The organism is Rhodococcus sp. ACS1, assembly GCF_002300155.1.
Classification (GTDB): Bacteria; Actinomycetota; Actinomycetes; order Mycobacteriales; family Mycobacteriaceae; genus Rhodococcus_F; species Rhodococcus_F koreensis.
Genome location: NZ_NSDZ01000006.1, coordinates 569,771 through 586,775, shown reverse-complemented (window position 1 = coordinate 586,775; position 17,005 = coordinate 569,771). Strand labels below are relative to the sequence as shown.

20 protein-coding genes and 1 pseudogene are annotated in these 17,005 nt (G+C 65.2%); 7 read left to right on the top strand and 14 right to left on the bottom strand.

All coding sequences use genetic code 11. The features are described from left to right. Positions 1–250: 250 nt before the first annotated feature. Entirely contained in the window at positions 251–1,441 is a 1,191-nt protein-coding gene (locus CJ179_RS31315) for an acyl-CoA dehydrogenase family protein (RefSeq protein ID WP_095863985.1), read from the top strand. Positions 1,442–1,587: 146 nt separating this feature from the next. Here the strand turns inward: CJ179_RS31315 and CJ179_RS31310 are convergent, their stop codons facing one another. From CJ179_RS31310 to CJ179_RS31270, 9 genes and pseudogenes are all read right to left on the bottom strand, one after another. Further along, on the bottom strand, positions 1,588–1,917 hold the full coding sequence (locus tag CJ179_RS31310) for a VOC family protein (protein ID WP_072943302.1): 330 nt from the start codon (positions 1,915–1,917) through the stop codon (positions 1,588–1,590). Positions 1,918–2,033: 116 nt separating this feature from the next. Next, positions 2,034–2,723: a thioesterase II family protein gene (locus tag CJ179_RS31305; RefSeq protein WP_257015872.1), complete on the bottom strand. Its 690-nt coding sequence runs from the start codon at positions 2,721–2,723 to the stop codon at positions 2,034–2,036. A 153-nt stretch (positions 2,724–2,876) separates the two neighbouring features. Then, on the bottom strand, positions 2,877–3,260 hold the full coding sequence (locus CJ179_RS31300; protein WP_095863983.1) for a VOC family protein: 384 nt from the start codon (positions 3,258–3,260) through the stop codon (positions 2,877–2,879). 13 nt (positions 3,261–3,273) lie between these two features. Then, positions 3,274–4,032 (bottom strand): ArsR family transcriptional regulator, encoded by a 759-nt coding sequence (locus CJ179_RS31295; protein ID WP_095863982.1) that lies wholly within the window; start codon positions 4,030–4,032, stop codon positions 3,274–3,276. 56 nt (positions 4,033–4,088) lie between these two features. Beyond that, on the bottom strand, positions 4,089–4,973 hold the full coding sequence (locus CJ179_RS31290) for an aldo/keto reductase (protein WP_095863981.1): 885 nt from the start codon (positions 4,971–4,973) through the stop codon (positions 4,089–4,091). After that, positions 4,970–5,275 carry a hypothetical protein gene (locus CJ179_RS53000; RefSeq protein ID WP_257015871.1) on the bottom strand — a complete coding sequence of 102 codons (306 nt, stop codon included), beginning with the start codon at positions 5,273–5,275 and terminating at the stop codon, positions 4,970–4,972. Before CJ179_RS53000 ends, CJ179_RS31290 begins: the two co-directional genes overlap by 4 nt. A 401-nt stretch (positions 5,276–5,676) precedes the next feature. Continuing rightward, positions 5,677–6,819, bottom strand: a complete 1,143-nt coding sequence (locus CJ179_RS31280) for an RNA-guided endonuclease TnpB family protein (protein WP_095863980.1) — start codon at positions 6,817–6,819, stop codon at positions 5,677–5,679. Between the two features lie 10 nt (positions 6,820–6,829). Next, positions 6,830–7,489: pseudogene (locus tag CJ179_RS31275) on the bottom strand (MFS transporter); the annotation flags it as partial. Between the two features lie 27 nt (positions 7,490–7,516). After that, complete coding sequence (locus CJ179_RS31270) at positions 7,517–8,566, bottom strand: alcohol dehydrogenase catalytic domain-containing protein (protein ID WP_072943293.1); 1,050 nt, start codon at positions 8,564–8,566, stop codon at positions 7,517–7,519. A gap of 101 nt (positions 8,567–8,667) precedes the next feature. Here CJ179_RS31270 and CJ179_RS31265 point away from each other — a divergent pair, with 101 nt between their 5' ends. After that, positions 8,668–9,567: a helix-turn-helix transcriptional regulator gene (locus CJ179_RS31265; protein ID WP_095863979.1), complete on the top strand. Its 900-nt coding sequence runs from the start codon at positions 8,668–8,670 to the stop codon at positions 9,565–9,567. Between the two features lie 68 nt (positions 9,568–9,635). On the opposite strand, the gene CJ179_RS31260 is transcribed toward CJ179_RS31265, so the two are convergent. Next, entirely contained in the window at positions 9,636–10,463 is an 828-nt protein-coding gene (locus CJ179_RS31260; RefSeq protein ID WP_072943290.1) for an LLM class flavin-dependent oxidoreductase, read from the bottom strand. Between the two features lie 173 nt (positions 10,464–10,636). Between CJ179_RS31260 and CJ179_RS31255 the strand changes: the two genes are divergently transcribed. Both CJ179_RS31255 and CJ179_RS52200 read left to right on the top strand, forming a co-directional pair. Next, positions 10,637–11,338, top strand: coding sequence for an MspA family porin (locus tag CJ179_RS31255; RefSeq protein ID WP_072943288.1), 702 nt, complete (start codon positions 10,637–10,639; stop codon positions 11,336–11,338). Positions 11,339–11,617: 279 nt separating this feature from the next. Continuing rightward, on the top strand, positions 11,618–11,779 hold the full coding sequence (locus CJ179_RS52200) for a hypothetical protein (protein WP_218834848.1): 162 nt from the start codon (positions 11,618–11,620) through the stop codon (positions 11,777–11,779). Here CJ179_RS52200 and CJ179_RS31250 read toward each other — a convergent pair. Continuing rightward, a complete protein-coding gene (locus tag CJ179_RS31250; RefSeq protein ID WP_072943351.1) occupies positions 11,761–12,198 on the bottom strand; it encodes a carboxymuconolactone decarboxylase family protein in 438 nt (145 codons plus the stop codon). The genes CJ179_RS52200 and CJ179_RS31250 overlap by 19 nt on opposite strands. A 32-nt stretch (positions 12,199–12,230) precedes the next feature. Beyond that, positions 12,231–12,869, bottom strand: a complete 639-nt coding sequence (locus CJ179_RS31245) for an HD domain-containing protein (RefSeq protein WP_095863978.1) — start codon at positions 12,867–12,869, stop codon at positions 12,231–12,233. 130 nt (positions 12,870–12,999) lie between these two features. On the opposite strand from CJ179_RS31245, the gene CJ179_RS31240 reads away from it, so the two are divergent. Next, positions 13,000–13,980 (top strand): GlxA family transcriptional regulator, encoded by a 981-nt coding sequence (locus CJ179_RS31240; protein WP_244163809.1) that lies wholly within the window; start codon positions 13,000–13,002, stop codon positions 13,978–13,980. A gap of 48 nt (positions 13,981–14,028) precedes the next feature. Here the strand turns inward: CJ179_RS31240 and CJ179_RS31235 are convergent, their stop codons facing one another. After that, positions 14,029–14,679 carry a TetR/AcrR family transcriptional regulator gene (locus CJ179_RS31235; RefSeq protein ID WP_072943283.1) on the bottom strand — a complete coding sequence of 217 codons (651 nt, stop codon included), beginning with the start codon at positions 14,677–14,679 and terminating at the stop codon, positions 14,029–14,031. 188 nt (positions 14,680–14,867) lie between these two features. Here CJ179_RS31235 and CJ179_RS31230 point away from each other — a divergent pair, with 188 nt between their 5' ends. Both CJ179_RS31230 and CJ179_RS31225 read left to right on the top strand, forming a co-directional pair. Beyond that, on the top strand, positions 14,868–15,380 hold the full coding sequence (locus CJ179_RS31230) for a DUF4863 family protein (RefSeq protein WP_072943282.1): 513 nt from the start codon (positions 14,868–14,870) through the stop codon (positions 15,378–15,380). A 23-nt stretch (positions 15,381–15,403) separates the two neighbouring features. Then, positions 15,404–16,153, top strand: coding sequence for a nitroreductase (locus CJ179_RS31225; RefSeq protein WP_095863977.1), 750 nt, complete (start codon positions 15,404–15,406; stop codon positions 16,151–16,153). A 51-nt stretch (positions 16,154–16,204) separates the two neighbouring features. On the opposite strand, the gene CJ179_RS31220 is transcribed toward CJ179_RS31225, so the two are convergent. Continuing rightward, complete coding sequence (locus CJ179_RS31220) at positions 16,205–16,717, bottom strand: DoxX family protein (protein WP_072943280.1); 513 nt, start codon at positions 16,715–16,717, stop codon at positions 16,205–16,207. Between the last annotated feature and the right edge of the window lie 288 nt (positions 16,718–17,005).

The following is a 17,005-nucleotide window of genomic DNA, read 5'->3' as shown; positions in this document are numbered from 1 at the left end:
GCGACAGGTCGGCGGAGAGACTGTCGACAGGTGGAGCCGGACTCCCCAGTCCCCGGTGGTACCTCCTGCCGGATCGACTTCACCGAGCCTTTGTACGGCCACATTTCCTCATGAGCAGCAGGCACGTCAATCGCAGTCTTCTCAGCTGTGCGGCGTTGCCTTGCAGCAGAGGGAATGACAGCATTGCCGATGGGGTCTAGATTTGGCCGCACAAATAGATGTAGCCTTGTGCAAAACCGAAGGAGCCTTCATGACGCATCGGCCGTCGCAGCCGCGGACAGATTCACCGCGGTATCTCACCGAGGACCGCCTGGCGATCCGGGACCTGGCTCGCGAGTTCGCGATGACGCAGGTGCTGCCGGTCGCGAACGAGTTGGATCCGGTGCAGGGCGCCATCCCGGACACGTTGAAGAAGGCGATGGCCGAGGTCGGGTTCTTCGGGATCATGATCCCGGAGGAGCACGGCGGTCTGGGCCTCGGCGTGTTCGAGTACTGCCTGGTCGCGGAGGAGTTGTCGCGGGCGTGGATGAGCGTGTCCGGACTGCTGGCCCGCGGCAACGGGATGGGCGGCGGGTTCACCGCGGAGCAGGAGGCGGCGCTGCTGCCGAAGGTCGCGCGGGGTGAGTACCTCGGCGCGTACGCGTTGTCGGAGGCCGAGGCGGGATCCGACGTCGCGAACATCTCGTGCCGCGCGACCCGCGACGGCGACGACTGGGTGATCAGTGGCACGAAGATGTGGTGCACCTACGCCGACGAGGCCGACTACCTGGTGTTGTTCGCGCGCACCGACCCGACCAAGGATCCGGCGAAACCGCACCGCGGGATCAGCGCGTTCCTGATCGACAAGCAGCGCGGTGGTTTCCCGGCCGGGATCAGCGGGACGAAGATCCGCAAGATCGGGTATTTCGGGTGGAGCACGTGGGAGTTGTCGTTCGACGGCTTCCGGGTGCCCGCGTCCGCGATGCTCGGCGAGGAGGGCAAGGGCTTCTATCTGGCGGTGTCCGGTCTCGAGGTGGGGCGGGCGCACACCGCGGCCCGGGCGATCGGTCTGGCCCGGGCGGCGTTGGAGGATTCGATCGCGTACCTGCACACCCGCCGTCAGTTCGGGCACGAGTTGGCCGACTTCCAGCATCTGCGGTTCAAGATCGCGACGATGGCCGCCGACATCGAGGCCGCGCGGCAGTTGATGTATGCGGTGGCCACCGATATCGACACCGGCCGTCGGTGCTCGCTGGAGGCGTCGATGTGCAAGCTGGTGGCCACGGAGATGGCCGAGCGGGTGACCAGTGAGGCCGTGCAGATTCACGGCGGTGCCGGGTATACCACCGACTTCCAGGTGGAGCGGCACTGGCGCGATGCCCGGTTGACGAAGATCTTCGAGGGCACCAGCGAGATCCAGATGCGGATCATCTCCGACGAACTGCTGGGCGCCGCAAGGTAATCGTGGTGCTGGATCTGGTGCCCTCTCGATGTATCGGCGTCGACTGAGCGAACGCCGTGTCCACCAGCCAATTCGGGCGTCACCCATGATCCAGTGATAACGGCCGGGACCGCCGAATACGGTGGCGGTCCCGGCCACGGCGACTGCTACTTGCCGCGAAGACCGATCGGGTTGCCGTCAGCGTCGGCAAGCACGCACACTCGCGCCTCCGGGGCGATCTGACGCGGGGCGCTCCGCTCGGTCGCACCTGCCGCGAGCAGGGTCGCGCGGCTCGCATCGAGATCCTCGACGTCGGCGAAGGCCACCGGTCCCCCGCCTTCCTCGCCTGGATTCAGAGCGACCTCGAAGCCGTCGACGTTGTATCCGACATAATAGGGCTGGTCGGTGTGCGGTTCGCCGAGCAGCGCGGTGTAGACCGCCTTCGCGGCATCCAGGTCGGACACCGGAATCACCAGGCTGCGGATCGTGGCACTCATACTCGTCTCCTCAGGGTCCGGCGGCCGCGTCGGCGACCGCTCGGTGTCCACGCTAAGGGCAGTCCTGGGACCGGCGCTTCTTTATTCCTGATCGGTCTGCTGCCTGTTCGTCCGGCTCAGTTGAACCGCGAGCCGACCAGGGAAGCGATCTCGTTCGCGTGGTCATCGATATAGAAATGGCCGCCGGAGAATTCGCAGGTGTCGAAGGTCCCGGTCGTGAATTCGCTCCAGAGCCGGATGTCGGCGTCGGTCACCGACGGGTCGGCGTCGCCGCGAAGGGCAATGATCGGACATGACACGTCCGGCCCGGATTTGTACCTGTAGGTCTCCACGGCCTTGTAGTCGTTACGCACGCTCGGTAGCACCAGCTCTGCAAGGTCGGGGTTCTCGACCAGTATCTGCACCACATTGGAGTCCGCACCCCCGAGCCGGCGCATGTCGTCGAGCAAGGCCTGATCGCTTGCCAAGTGCAACGCCGTCGGCTGGACGACACTCGGTGCTGTTCGACCAGAGACGAACAATGCTGCGAGCGCCTGACCTCGCTGCTCGAAACGCCGCGCCGCCTCGAACGCAATCGTTGCACCCATGCTGTGACCGAACACTCCGAGGCGCCTACCCGCGGGCGGAGTCGACTCGCGCACAACCTGCTCCGCGATAGCGCCGACGTCGGAAATCATCTCGTCGCTGAGGCGATCCTGCCGACCCGGATACTGCACCGCCAGCAACTCGATCCGCGGGAACAGTGCCTCGGCCAACTGTCGATAGGCGCTCGCCGTACCACCACCATGCGGAAAGCACAGCAGCACCCCGGATGCGTTCGGGGATTCTTGGAAACACCTGATCCACATCTTCGCTCAGCACTCCCCGTTGTCGAGATCACGGTGGACGGCGTTCACGGTAGCGCGTCGCCTCGTGCGCGATCGGCGAGAGGTAGCCGGGCAGCCGATGTCGCCGGCTCCTCAGGCGACGGGCTGGAACAGTTCGATCAGGTTGCCTGCCGGGTCGGCGATCAGGATCTGACGCCCGCCCGGACCGGCGACCACATCGCTGCGAAACGCGACACCGGCATCACGCAAGCGGGCGACTTCGGCGTCGAGGTCGCCGACGATGAGGTGAATGCGGTTCCTCCCCGCACCGGCATTGTCGGCCGGGGTTGCGCGAGCCCCCGAACTGGCCGGCCCCGACAGCAGGAGCCTCAGCGAGCCGCGGATCACGTCGGCGAAGGCCGGGGCAGGATTTGCGTGCAGGGTGAAGCCGAGGTGGCGGGTGTAGAAGTCGATGGCTGCGGGCACATCGTCGACCAGGTAGCGGACGCTGACGTAGTCGTCGCGTGGGGTCGTCATCACAAGCTCCTTTTCACGTTTCGGTGGTGAGGTTCGGCACCAGGTACCGGATGCGGGTGTCGATGTCGGCGGCGGTCGTGTGGAAGGCCGGGTAGGTGTCCTCGTCGGTGCCGCCTGCCTCCGACGGGTCGGGGATGCTCCAGTGGATCCAGCGCGTGCCCTCACCGAACTCCGGACAGACTTCACGAGCCTTGTCGCACAGGGTGATTACCGTGTCGAACCGGTGGTCTGCGAGTGCGTCCAGGTGGCGGGGATTCTGGCCGGAGATGTCGATCCCGAACTCTTCTCGCAGCACCCGCACCGCATTCGGGTGCATTATCGGTTTAGGGCGGGTGCCGGCACTGCGTGCTTCGACCCGGCCGTTGGTGCGCTGCCGCAGCAGAGCTTCCGCGATCACGGAACGGGCACTGTTACCGGTACACACGAACAGCACCGACGCAGGTGCCTGCGAATCGAACTGCGGGGCAGTAGGAATCAACCCGAGCGCCGGGTGCAGCGCGGCGCCCGCACCGGTCAGCATCTCGGCACAGCAGTCCAGATCCAGGTGGTAGTAGCTGTCGCGGCCGTCGAAGCTACTGCGGGTAGCCCTCACCAGCCCGCCGTCGCGCAGCAGGCGCAGGTGGTAGGAGATGAGGTTCTGCGACTCACCCAGCAGGGTCACCATCTCCCGGACCCGGTAATCGCCGCCGGACAGCGCTGCCATCAGCTGCCACCGCAACGGATGAGCAGCCAGCTGCACGAACGACGGGACTGGTTGACGCACCAACACCACAACACCAGGTTACCACCGGATACATCAAATGAGTTTGATGTATCCGATGAGATTCCTCAGGCTTCGGAAATTTCGAGACCGAATGTCTCGCGGGTGATGTGGTCGGGCTCCGGACCCCCGCGCACACCGGTGTCGAGAGAGTCGATCGCGGCAAGTTGGTCCTCGGTGAGATCGAAGTCGAAAACGTCGAAGTTCTCGGTGATACGCGACGGGGTGACCGACTTCGGGATCACCTGGCGGCCCTGCTGCAGGTGCCACCGCAGCATCGCCTGGGCCGGCGACTTGCCGTGCGCCGCTGCGATGCTCTTGATGGTGGGGTCGTCGAGAGTGGAGCCGTGGGAACCGTCGCGGTAGAAGGTGATACCACCGATCGGCGACCATGCCTGGGACACGATTCCGTGTTCGGCGTTGGCGGTGAGCACGTCGGATTGCCGGAAGTACGGGTGCACCTCGATTTGGTTGATCGCCGGCACCACCGAAGTTTCGTCACGCAGTCGCGTGAGGTGGTCGGGCATGAAGTTGCTGACACCGATGGCGCGGACGCGGCCGTCCGCGAGCAGCGTCTCGAGTGCGTTGTAGGCCTCGATGGTGAGGGTGAATTCGCCGGGTAGCGCCTGGTGCAGTATCAGCAGGTCGATTTGGCCGACTCCGAGTTTGCGGGCGCTCTTGCCGAATGCGTGCAGAGTCGCGTCGTAGCCGTAATCGGTAATCCAGATCTTGGTCTCGATGAAGACGTCCGCGCGATCGACGCCCGAGCGGCGTATGGCTTCGCCGACCTCGCGTTCGTTCTGATAGGCAGCAGCGGTGTCGATGTGCCGGTATCCAGTTTGCAGCGCCGCCTCGACCGCGGCAATCGTGGCATCAGGCGGCGTCTGGAACACACCGAAACCCAGTGCCGGCATGGTTGTTTCATTGTTCAGTGTCAGTAGCGGGATCGTCATGCTTCAACCTTGGGGTCGGTCACAGGGTGCTGAGTGTGTTTGTCGGACCAGGTGCCCGGACCCGCAGTGCGGTGTCGTGCGGCGGGCACGATCACCGTGAGCACGACGGCCAACGCGAGCACGAGCAGAATGGCGCTGCCGGTGAGGGCGGCGCCGACGTGGTCGGTCACCGCTGCCGGCCGGTCGAGGGCGCCGCCTGCGTTGGCCGAGAGTGCGACGAGGATGCCCAGACCGAGTGCCATCCCGAGTTGGTGGGCCGTGTTGACCAGTCCGGAGGCCGCGCCGGCGTCCGCCGAGTCCACACCGGCGACTCCTGCGTTCGTCAGCGGCCCCGAACGCCAGGCCCTGCCCGGCGCCCACCAGGATCATCGGCAGCGCAACGTCTGCGAGATATGCATCGAGTGCGCCGATGCGACTCAGCCATGCCATGCCGGCCAGGGTCAGCGCGGTCCCGGTGGCGAGCAGAATCCCGTTCGACAGCCGGGCGCTCAGCCGGGGCACCATGAGTGCGACGGCGAAGTTGACGAGGGTCATCGGCAGAAACCCGAGGCCGGCTTGCAGTGGGGAGAAGCCGAACCCGTCCTGCAGCAATTGGGTGAAGTAGAAGAACCCGTTGACTTCCTCTCGGCCGTGAACGACCGAGAATCCCCTCGAGACTCGCGCCTCGAGGTTCCTGTTTCACCGACAGTCGCCACCCCGCACGTTATGTGCGAGGGGGTCTCACACCGTCTCCGCAGGCTGTCACCGTCAGTCCGACGGCCAAAATGTTCCTTGCCGCGTTCACATCCCGGTCATGGACGACGCCGCATCGGCACGTCCACTCCCGCACGTTCAGCGGCATCGCCGACGCGACCTCCCCACACACCGAGCAGGTCTTCGACGACGGACAGAACCGGTCGATCACCACCACCCGCCGCCCGTACCAGTCGGCCTTGTATTCGAGCATCGACCGGAACTCGGACCACCCCGCATCCGAGATCGCCCGAGACAGCGACCGATTCTTGACCATGTTCCGCACACTCAGGTCCTCGATGGCGATCACTTGGTTTTCGCGCACCAGTCGAGTGGAGAGTTTGTGCAGATAATCGCGGCGCCGATCGGCGATCCGACCATGAATCTTCGCGACCTTCAGTCGGGCCTTGGCCCGGTTCCGGGATCCCTTCTGCTTCCTGGCCAGTGCCCGCTGCGCCTTCGCCAGCCGCTCACGATCCCTGCGCTCATGGCGCGGGTTGGTGATCTTCTCCCCCGTCGAGAGCGAGTAGAGGCTCGTGATCCCGGCGTCGAGCCCGACCACCCGATCGGCCGGCTCGAGTTCGCTGATGGTGTCCTCGACGAGAATCGAGATGTGGTACTGACCACGAGCGTTGCGCGACACCGTCACCTGCGACGGCGTGGCCCCCTCCGGGAGCGGCCTCGACCACCGAATGTCCAGGGGTTCGGACTGCTTGGCCAACCGGACTTGCCCATCCCTGAAAATGAAGCAGTTCGAGAAGTAGGTCGCCGAATCCTTCGACCGCCCCTTCCTCTTGAACTGCGGGTAGCCAGTCTGCGTGCGCCAGAACCTCTCGAACGCACCCTGCAACTGCCGCAGCGACTCCTGCAACGGCCCCTTCGACGGCTCCGCCAACCACTCCGTCTCGGGGTCCCGCTTCCATCCGGTGAGTATCTTCGAGGTATCCGCGTAGGTGACCCGCCGCTGCTCCTGCGACCAGGCCCGCGTCCGCTCCGCCAACGCCCGGTTGTAGACATACCGGGTGCACCCGAACGTCCGAGCAAGCTGTTCCGCCTGCACCGCAGTCGGATAGAAACGATATTTGAACGCCCGCTTCACCACCCTCCCCGCCATGACCCAGACACTAGCCCCACAGTCCGACAGATCCAGATCGGCTATCCATGACCTGAAGGACCGGGTTTGCGCCGATAGACTCAAGGATCATCGCCCCGAGGTAGAGCAGCCGAGCGGTGTAGGCGCCACTGCGTTCGCGACTGTAGAACAACCGCAGGGGCAGGATCGGCTGCCGCACCCGCCCCTCGTGGACGATCAGCGCAACCAGCAGGACCACCCCGACGACCAGAGCAGCCTGCACCCGGGCCGATCCCCATCCAGCGTCGGCGGATTCGATGATCCCGAAGATGACGGCGCCCATGCCCAGTGTGGCAGCGAGCGCACCGATCACATCGAACTGCCCCGTTCGACGTGGTGTTTCCACGAGCACCGTGCCGGACCACGCTATCAACGCGACCGCGATCGGGACGTTGACCAGGAACGCCGCTCGCCAGGAGACCCACTCGGTGAGCGCACCCCCGACGAGGAGACCGAGGCTGGCACCGATACCGGCCGTTACGGCGTACCAGGCGATCGCTCGATTGCGGGCCTCGCCGTCGAAATAGGTCGTGATCAACGCCAACGAGGTCGGTGCGACGATCGCCGCACCGATTCCCTGCACCGCACGGGAGGCGATCATCCACCATCCCGCCGGCGCCAGCCCGACGAGCAAGGGAGCGGCACCGAAAAGCGCGAGCCCGACCGGAAACCGCCCTGGTCACGGCCGGACCGCAACCTTGAGCGCTTCGCGGGCGTCCATCGCGGCGTACCCCAGCGGCGTCTGATCCAGGCCGACGGTCCGGTCGAACACCCTCCCCGGCTGCACGGTGCCCTCCAGGACCGCCGGAAGTAGGCGCTCGATATACGCGCGCACCGGCGCCGGACCACCGGTCAGCGTGACGTTCGGTCCGAACAGGCTCCCGAACCCGACCGGTGCGTCCTCGTACTGAGGCACCCCCACCCGACTGATCACTCCGCCCGCGCGGACGACGCCCACCGCCTGGTCGTAGGCGGGCCGGTGACCGACCGCCTCGAGGACGATCGCGCTGCCCAGTCCGCCGGTCAGCTCGCGAACCCTCGCGATGCCCTCCTCGCCGCGCTCGGCGACCACATCGGTTGCACCGAACTCGCGACCGAGATCGGTCCGCACCTGGTGCCGGCCCATCAACACGATCTGCTCGGCGCCGAGTTGGCGAGCCGACAGCACCGCCAGCAATCCCACCGCCCCGTCACCGATCACGGTCACGACACTGCCCTCGCCGACGCCTCCGCGGACCGCAGCATGCCAGCCGGTGCCGTACACATCCGACAACGTCAACAAGGAGTCGAGCAGCGCATCGTCGTCGTCCTCGCAGACCGGCGCCGTGACCAGCGTGCCGTCGGCCAGCGGCACGCGGACTGCTTCGGCCTGACCACCCGCCGTACCCAACGCGGCGTCGTTCCAGAACCCGCCGCGCACGCATGAGGTCTGCAGACCCTGGGCACAGAACACACAGGTGCCACACGACACCGCGAACGGCGCGATGACGAAGTCACCGACCCGCACCGTCCGCACGTCCGAACCGACCGCTTCGACGACACCGATGAACTCGTGCCCCATCGACGTGCCCGCAGGGTCGACACCCATGGAGTGGTAGGGATGCAGGTCACTGCCACAGACGCAGGCCCGCACGATCCGTACGAGAGCGTCGGTGGACGATTGGATGGTGTGATCAGGGACATCGATGACGCGGACATCGCCCGCTCCGAACATGTACGTCGCTTTCATGCCTTCCAGTCGACCTCTATTCGGGTCGTCCGGGGAGTCACGGACGTTCCGGGTACTGCCAGTACCTCCCACACCCAGCGGTTACTACCTACCGTGGACTCATGAGCTCGATCGACCTGCGCACCGAAATCCGCGAATTCCTCAGCACGCGGCGCGCACGCATCACCCCCGAGCAGAGCGGACTCCCCGTCTACGGAGGTAACCGCCGAGTCAAAGGCCTGCGCCGCGAAGAGGTAGCCATGCTCGCCGGTGTCTCGGTCGACTACTACGTCCGCATGGAACGCGGCAACCTATCCGGTGCTTCCGACAGCGTTCTGGATTCCCTCGCCGGCGCCCTGCAACTCGACGACGCCGAACGCGACCACCTCCTCGCCCTCGCCCGCCAATCGCGAGTAAGCAGCACCCGTCGCCCCCGCACCCAGTCGATGACGGTTCGCCCGGCGATCCAGCAAATACTCGACGCCACCACCGACGCACCTGCGTGGATCCGCAACGGCCGCCACGACATCCTCGCGATGAACGACCTCGCCCGGGCCCTGTACTCCCCCGTGCTCGCAGACCCTCGCCGTCCGGCCAACACCACCCGATTCGTCTACCTCCATCCCCGGGAAGCCGAAGTGTTCTTCGTCGACTACGACACGATCGCCAAGGACGCCGCCGCCATGCTCCGACTCGAAGCGGGTCGCAACCCCCACGACAAAGCGCTCATCGCTCTGGTCGGGGAACTGTCCACCCAGAGCGAACTGTTCCGGCAACGCTGGGCATCACAAGACGTGCGCTTCCACCGCAGCGGTCGAAAACGACTGCGCCACCCTGCCGTCGGTCAACTCGACCTCGACTTCGAAGCACTCGATCTGCCCTCCGAACCGGGCCTCCAACTCAACATCTACACCGCCGCCGCCAGCACACCCACCGCCGACGCCCTCAAGCTCCTCGCGTCCTGGGCCGCCAGCCAGGAAGTACTCGACACCGAACACGACACTTCACACCGTCCCCGGTGACCCCGAAACACCGGGTGACGATCGCCGACATCGACACACGCGCATCGAAGACCCCCTGCCCAAGGTCTCTACCGACCCGGGACGCGAGGTGGGCCGGCCCGCAGACGGTCCCGCATCTGCCCGGCGCGCCCACCGAACGGGTACATACTCTCCAGCCACCACGTCGCACCTGCCCCCACCCACTCCGATACCGCGGCAACATCATCGGGACCGGATGTCGAGCCGCTGGCCACGTATGCGAAATCGTCCGCCCGCCCGATCGCGACCCGGATCGCACGGAGGTCATCGGTGGTGACCAGCCCCGTTTCGTCGTCGGCCTTGCGGGGAACGACGCCGTCGAAGCGAGCCGCCCGATCGAACGGCGCCCGGTTCGGCCAGTGACCTCCGACCCAGATCGGGATCGCGCCGTTCACTGGCGTCGGGAGCATCGGCGGACAATGCACGTGGTAATACGTGCCGTCGAAGTCGACCGGCCCACCAGTGAACAATGCCGTCAGGACGGCCAACGACTCGTCGAGGACCTCACCGCGAGCAGTCAGCCGCTCCCCGAAGACCTCGAAGTCGTAGTCGGCGCCCAAACCAACACCCAGGAGCGCGCGTCCACCCGAGAGGTGGTCGACGGTGAGGACCTGACGAGCCACGATCTGCGGCCGACGACGCGCGAGCGGCGTCACCACCGTCCCCAGCAACACGTGCGAGGTCGCGGTCGCCGCGGCGGCCAGGCACGTCCACGCGTCAGCGATGGGCGGCGTGCCACCCCAGGCAGGGTTCCACGTCACGTGATCCCACAGGAAGAAGCCATCCCAGCCCGCCTCATCGGCCTCGGCGGCCATCTCGACAACCGTCAACGGGTCTGACCACTCCATGAACGGTGGCAGCGTCACTCCATAACGCATGAAGTCAACCTACCGAGACGATGCTCCAATCGCACGGGCCGCCGAGCGTGCAGCCCTCGGACGCAGGAACTTCGTCGTGAACTTCTGATCAATACCGAGATTCTGTGCGCCCCCGTGGCTACGCTTCGCATATTTCTTCACTTCTGATTTGAAGCACTCTGAATGGGGTCGGCATGACGGACATCAGCACATCTCGCGTTGGGTACAAGAGCTTCACTCGCGCTGTCGCGGTCGCGGGCATCGCAGCGCTCGCTATGGTCATGGGCAATGGCACGGCGTCGGCCGGCGTGGACAATTCCAGCTCGGTCGTCGACGCCGCCGGTAACCGGATCGAGGTCTTGCAGGGCGACACCTCGTACCAGGTGGTACCGCCACTCGACGGCGTGCCCACCAGCGTGGAGTTCTTCCACAACGGCTATGCCGGGGTCAACATCACCGGACCGGACGCGGCGTCCTTCGAGGGCACACAACTCACCGTCGGTTACCAGATCGGTTACCCGATCGCGTTGGCAGGCGCAACGATCGTCCTGAACACACCCGGTCTCGGGTTTGCTATCGGCTCGAGCAACGGCATCGATCTCGGGCTCGTCCCGGACCTCACGCTGGGGCTGAACGCGGGCACCAGCGCAACACTCGCCGGCGACATCATTCCGTCGCAGGAACTCGACATCGACCTCGAGCCGGGCGGAATCACCACCGTCCCGATCCTGGAGGGCCAGGAGTTCGACGGACCGGCGGCCTCGGTGAGGATGCAGGGAGTTCATGGCTCCATCTCCGGCGCTCTCGGTGCGGTCACGATCCGTCCGTACGCCATGGCAGTCACCGCGGACGGTGACACGGTCATGACTTACGGTGTGCCGCAGAAGCTCAACTAAAGTCCACCGGCACAAACGACGATGTGCAGGCCGACGCGACCCAGTCGCGTCGGCCTGTCGTTGCGCGGACAGTCCGCACAGTGCATTACTGAGACATGTTCGGAAAGAACAGAATTCGTCGCTGTTCGGCCGCTGAATGCGAGTAACATTCAGTGTGTGCTGCAAGTTCGATGCAACCGATCCAGCGGCATGTCGGCCCCCGCTCACTGCCCCAAAAGCGGTGGCGGGGGCGCGTCGCGCGTACTGCCCCTAACCGTATCGGTAGTGCATCATGCCGTGATGGCCGCCCCCATGGGTGATGACCGCGACGGCGACCAGGATTCACAGGATCACGAAGAGGAGCAGCAGACCCGTGAAGATCCACAACGAGAGTTGCCCGAGCCGACGAACAACGACCCGTCGCCGGACAGTATCGTGCGACTCTACGGCGCAACCGGGTAGTGGCTGCTGACCGCGACCCGGTTCCAGGCGTTCATCACCGTCGCGAGCCAGCTGATCGCGGACACCTGCTCGTCAGTGAGCGAGCCGTCATCCCAGGTGCGCCGTTCCGGAACGGCGAGAGCGGTGACCTGTTCGGCGAGAGCGAGCGCGGCACGCTCCTGGTCGCTGAAGTACTGCGCCTCCCACCACGCCGCGACGACCGCGAGTCGATCGGTCGTCTCTCCCTTGGCCAGGGCGTCGCGGGTGTGCATGCGAAGGCAGAAGGCACAGCCGTTGAGTTGGGAGACGCGAATCTTCACCAACTCCACCAGGAGCGGGTCCACTCCCGCCGTTTCCAGGGCAGCCTTCACATCCGCGTCCAGCTTCATCAGACTCTTGTATACGGACGGGTGTTGCTTGCTGAGATTCACGCCGGTCATGATGTTCCCTTCGAGTAGGCGGTGCGTGCCGGTCATGCAGACCAGGCCGAGTCCATGATCCGCTCCACCATGCTCACGCGGCGGAAACCCGGGACGAAATGTTCGAGCACGTCGGCATTGACGGTGCCGTAAGTCGTGTCCGGCCGGTAACTGAGCCCGTCGACGAAGGCACGCAGAAACTCGTTCTTGAAATCGCCGCGCGGATGAACAGCGGTGATCTCCTCCACCTGCCCCGGATCCATACCGTCCAGACCCAACCCGACCACATCGGTGAGGACACCGAAGTTGGTGGCAGCGACCTCATCCCCCATCCGGCCCGGAATCCCCGGCGTGGTGTGCAACGCGATCGCCGTCCAGACCACCTCGGCAGCAGCACCCGAGAATCCCCGCTCGAGCAGGAACTGGCGAGCGTGATCGGCTCCGTCGAGCTCGAACCGCTGCTCGACATCCGAGAACGGACGCAGCAGACCCGTGTCATGAAACAGCGCAGACAGGTACAGCAGCTCCGGGTCCGGCCGCAGGCCGAGCTCACGGCCTCGGAGCGTGCTGAAGAGGAACACCCGCCGCGAGTGATGGAAGATCAGCGGGTTCGTCGTCTCCCGGATGAGGCGTGTCGCCTCCGCCGCCGCCGGCGTCTCGGGAATTTCCACTCCTGCGATGATCTCGGACATGGGCCCTGCCCTTCCAGATGTCGATGTTGTAGAACGGACGGTGTGCCCGTCCCCTTACGATGCCGAACATCCCGGGCCGGCGCCGCCCAGACCCGGCCATGAAGCACCCGAATCCGGACAGGCGGTAAGCGTGGACACCAGCCCCCACCCGCATCGGGTCGCGATCCTCGTCTACGACGGCGTGAAACTGCTCGACGTCGCCGGCCCCGCCGAGGTGTTCGCTGAAGCGAATCGCTGCGGCGCCGACTACCGGATCGTGCTGCTGTCACCGACCGGCGCCGACGTGGCGTCGTCGATCGGCATCCACCTCTCCGTCGACGGCGACGCCGAATCGGAACCCGCCCCCGACACCTTCCTCGTCGCCGGCGGCGACATCTACCCCCGAACCGCCATCGCCCGCGACCTGATCGACGCCACGAACACTCTCGCCACGCGAGCCGCCCGGGTCGGGTCCATCTGCACCGGGGCGTTCGTCCTCGCCGCGGCCGGACTGCTGGACGGCAAACGCGCCACAACACACTGGAAAGTCGCACACCAACTCGCGGCCCGGCACCCCACGACGCACGTCGAACCCGATTCGATCTACGTTCGCGACGGCACCACCTACACCTCCGCCGGTGTCAGCGCCGGCATCGACCTGGCACTGGCACTGGTCGAGGAAGACCACGGCCCCGAGCTGACCCGCGACGTAGCCCGACACCTGGTGGTCTACCTGCAGCGCGCCGGCGGACAATCACAATTCTCCGCCCCACTCCAGGGCCCGCCACCACGAACACCGGCCCTGCGCCGCATCGTGGACCTGGTGACAGCGGACCCCGCCGGGAACCACTCCCTCACCGAACTCGCCACACACCTCAACGTCAGTGCCCGACACCTCACACGCCTGTTCCGAACCGAACTGTCCACCACCCCGGCCCGCTACGTCGAACTGATCCGCTTCGACCTGGCAAAGGCCCTCCTCGACCAGGGACACAACGCAACACAGGCAGCATCACTCGCCGGATTCCCCAGTTACGAAAGTCTCCGACGAGTCTTCGTGCGAGAGCTGTCGATGTCACCGACCGTCTACCAACGCCGCTTCGGCACCGCACACCGCGCCGACGCGGAGTAACTCGACGCAGGCGTGAGGTGGTTGCAGCCGGGCACGGGACTGTCGTGGCTACGTTTGCACGACCGCAATTCCCGGCCACAGGGTCGCCGCAACCTTCTCGGCCAGATCCTCGCGATCGCTGTCACCTCGGAGAAAGGCGGCGTAATAGCTGCCGAAGCAGATGGTGGCCAGGGTGTGGGTGTCGATGTCCTCGCGTACTTCGCCGCGACTTCGGAGATCGTCGAGCACGCGTTCGACCAGATCTACCCGTGGTTCCACTGCGTGTTCGCGCACGATCTCGAGCAGTTCGGGCGTGCGGAAGGCCTCGCCCATGAAGTTGCCCATGAGAATCATGGCGTCCGGATTGAAGTAGCACGGGTCGACCCGCCGGATGGCCTCGGTGAAGGCTTCGAACGGTCGCAATTTCGCGAGTTCCAGGTTCGGGTAGGTCGCACGTTGCGCGCGGAAGCCGAAGTCGAGGGCGTCGACGACGAGTTCGAACTTTCCCGGCCACCGCCGGTAGAGAGTGGGGCGGGTGACGCCTGCATCGGATGCGATGTCGCCCAACGTCATTCTTGAGTACCCGTCGACGACCAACCGTCGCCGAGTCGCCTGGATGATGGCGTCGTCAAGGGATGGATTGCGGGGCCGGCCCCCGCGGGCGGCGGCCTCTGCGTCGGCACCCTCCTGCGAATCCGTGCCGACTCCCTTTTCCGCCATGACCACCCCTTCGCTCGTTCCGTTACGGTCGATAATCGTAACCGAGCCTGCTCCCCGCTTCGGGATCGCGCTGTCACCTCGATCGAGCCGCCGTTCGCAGTTACGTTACACCACTTGACTGTAACTTAACTGCGTCATAGTCTGGCTGTAGCCACAGACGTGGCGGAAGTCTCATCCAGGAGCGCGTCATGAATCCCAGTCAGGCCCTGATCGATCGCAGCATCCCGTTTCTCGACGAGGTCAAGAACCGGACCGCGGGCGGAGAGTTGGAGGGGTGGCTCAACACCAACTACGGGCCCGGGACGGAGTTGTACGACGACCTGGCTCGGATGATCACCGAAGGCGTCGACGACGGGTGGGCGGCGAATGTGGAGCTCGACGGACCGAGGTATCGCCGCAGCCGAATCGCATCGCCGAGCGAGGAACTCCACTATTTCAGCGTCACCGCGGTCTACATGAACAGCATTTCCCGGTACCGGGGCCAGTACCACCAGCATCCGTATGGCGAACTCAACCTGGTAGTGCCCCTTGATCCCGGCGCCGAGTTGGCCGGTCCGCGCGGATGGTGCGGCGCAGGCTGGACCGCACCCGGGCCGGGGAGCCACCACTACCCCGAGGTCCGAGGCGGTGCCCTGATCGCTCTGTTCTACCTACCGGCTGGGCGGATCTCCTACGACATCACGCCCGCCGCCACCGTCTGATCAATGAAAGGGGCGCATGCTCCATGAGTGATGTGACCACCACCGCCCCGCGAACGTCCCGCGCCGTACGCCTTGCGATCGAACACATGACAGTCGAGCAGGCGTTACTGAGCAGGCGAAGTGTTCGCGCCTTCCTGCCGACACCGGTACCCCGCGACGACATCGAACACTTACTCGAGTTGGCCGCACGGTCGGCCAGCAATTCGAACTGCCAGCCGTGGCAGGTTCATGTCGTAACCGGCTCAGTGAAGACGCGCCTGACATCAGAACTTCTCGCCGCCCACGACTGCGAGGACCGTGTAAGTACGCGGGAGTACAACTACCAGCCCAAGCCGAACGAATGGGCGGAGCCGTTTCGTACTCGTCGACGTCGATTCGGTGAGAGCCTGTACGGCAACGCCTTAGGCATCGCGGCAACCGACTCGGCAGCCAGGCTGGCCCACCATCGCCGCAATTACGACTTCTTCGGCGCTCCCGTCGGAATCATCCTGACGGTCAGTCGGAATCCGCTCGACGGTGCGCTCGTAGATGCAGGCCTCTTCCTGCAGGCATTGATGCTCGCTGCCCGCGGCGCCGGGCTCGACACTTGCCCTCAGGCATCGTTCATCGACTTCTACCCGGTTCTGCGCCGGCACCTCGACATCCCCGACGACCAGCTGATCGTCTGTGGACTTGCACTGGGTTACGCAGACAACGAACACCGGCTCAGCCGGCACCACACTCCCCGAGAAGCCGTCGCCTCATTCACCACCTTCTACGAAGACTCCCCATAGGACGGTGGCCCCCACGCGTTTCGCGTGGGGGCCACAACCGGTTTCACATTCCTATGCGCCCACCGTGACCTTCGAGGGCCGATAGAACAGCGCCAATTGTCCTACTCCGCCGAGAATTCCCGCACCGGCCGCAATGACGAGACCGGCCCATCCATCGACCGGATTGCCACCGAACACCCACTGCTCGAGACTGACTCGTCCTGCACCGAGCACCGCAACACACACCGCCGATACCGCTATGACAAAAGTGTATTCCCAACCTGAGCCCATGACATAGAAGCCCTTGGTGCGGTGCACCGTCCACGCGGCAACCAGCATCAGCGCCACCACCACTGCCGCCGCAGCGGTGGTGAAGAGGCCCGCCGCCAGGCCGAGACCCGCGACGATCTCCGTCCCGGCAGCCACCCGAGCATGCAGCATGCCTGGACGCATACCCAAGCTTTCGAACCACTTGGCGTTACCTGAAATTCGGCCACCGAGAAAGATCTTGTGGCATCCATGAGCAGCCATTGTCAGGCCGAGTGTGACGCGCAGCAGCAGCATGGCGAGATCGAACGAGTTCATCGCTGCAACCTCCCAGCGACCGGCCCCACAGAGACGGCTTCGACTTCTCCGATCACCCGTGTCGACGACAGACGATGTACCACGCGAATCGCCTCTGCGACCGCATCTTCCGTGCTCAATGGTTTCTCCTTCGGGATGTTGGGTAGATCGGCCGCGGCGGCATCGAGTGCCCCGCACCGAGTTCACGCCGATCTCCAGCGGTCGAAGCCTAGATTCACGTATCGTTACAGTCAAGATGCGTAACGTAATTGGTGTTTCGTTACAGCTATTGACTGTAACGAAAGACGC

Bases quoted from the DNA above. Each gene is read 5' to 3' on its own strand.
- CJ179_RS31315 (WP_095863985.1), top strand. From the start codon at position 251: ATGACGCATCGGCCGTCGCAGCCGCGGACAGATTCACCGCGGTATCTC.
- CJ179_RS31310 (WP_072943302.1), bottom strand. From the start codon at position 1,917: ATGAGTGCCACGATCCGCAGCCTGGTGATTCCGGTGTCCGACCTGGAT.
- CJ179_RS31300 (WP_095863983.1), bottom strand. From the start codon at position 3,260: ATGACGACCCCACGCGACGACTACGTCAGCGTCCGCTACCTGGTCGAC.
- CJ179_RS31290 (WP_095863981.1), bottom strand. From the start codon at position 4,973: ATGACGATCCCGCTACTGACACTGAACAATGAAACAACCATGCCGGCA.
- CJ179_RS31280 (WP_095863980.1), bottom strand. From the start codon at position 6,819: ATGGCGGGGAGGGTGGTGAAGCGGGCGTTCAAATATCGTTTCTATCCG.
- CJ179_RS31270 (WP_072943293.1), bottom strand. From the start codon at position 8,566: ATGAAAGCGACGTACATGTTCGGAGCGGGCGATGTCCGCGTCATCGAT.
- CJ179_RS31265 (WP_095863979.1), top strand. From the start codon at position 8,668: ATGAGCTCGATCGACCTGCGCACCGAAATCCGCGAATTCCTCAGCACG.
- CJ179_RS31260 (WP_072943290.1), bottom strand. From the start codon at position 10,463: ATGCGTTATGGAGTGACGCTGCCACCGTTCATGGAGTGGTCAGACCCG.
- CJ179_RS31255 (WP_072943288.1), top strand. From the start codon at position 10,637: ATGACGGACATCAGCACATCTCGCGTTGGGTACAAGAGCTTCACTCGC.
- CJ179_RS52200 (WP_218834848.1), top strand. From the start codon at position 11,618: ATGGCCGCCCCCATGGGTGATGACCGCGACGGCGACCAGGATTCACAG.
- CJ179_RS31250 (WP_072943351.1), bottom strand. From the start codon at position 12,198: ATGACCGGCGTGAATCTCAGCAAGCAACACCCGTCCGTATACAAGAGT.
- CJ179_RS31245 (WP_095863978.1), bottom strand. From the start codon at position 12,869: ATGTCCGAGATCATCGCAGGAGTGGAAATTCCCGAGACGCCGGCGGCG.
- CJ179_RS31235 (WP_072943283.1), bottom strand. From the start codon at position 14,679: ATGGCGGAAAAGGGAGTCGGCACGGATTCGCAGGAGGGTGCCGACGCA.
- CJ179_RS31230 (WP_072943282.1), top strand. From the start codon at position 14,868: ATGAATCCCAGTCAGGCCCTGATCGATCGCAGCATCCCGTTTCTCGAC.
- CJ179_RS31225 (WP_095863977.1), top strand. From the start codon at position 15,404: ATGAGTGATGTGACCACCACCGCCCCGCGAACGTCCCGCGCCGTACGC.
- CJ179_RS31220 (WP_072943280.1), bottom strand. From the start codon at position 16,717: ATGAACTCGTTCGATCTCGCCATGCTGCTGCTGCGCGTCACACTCGGC.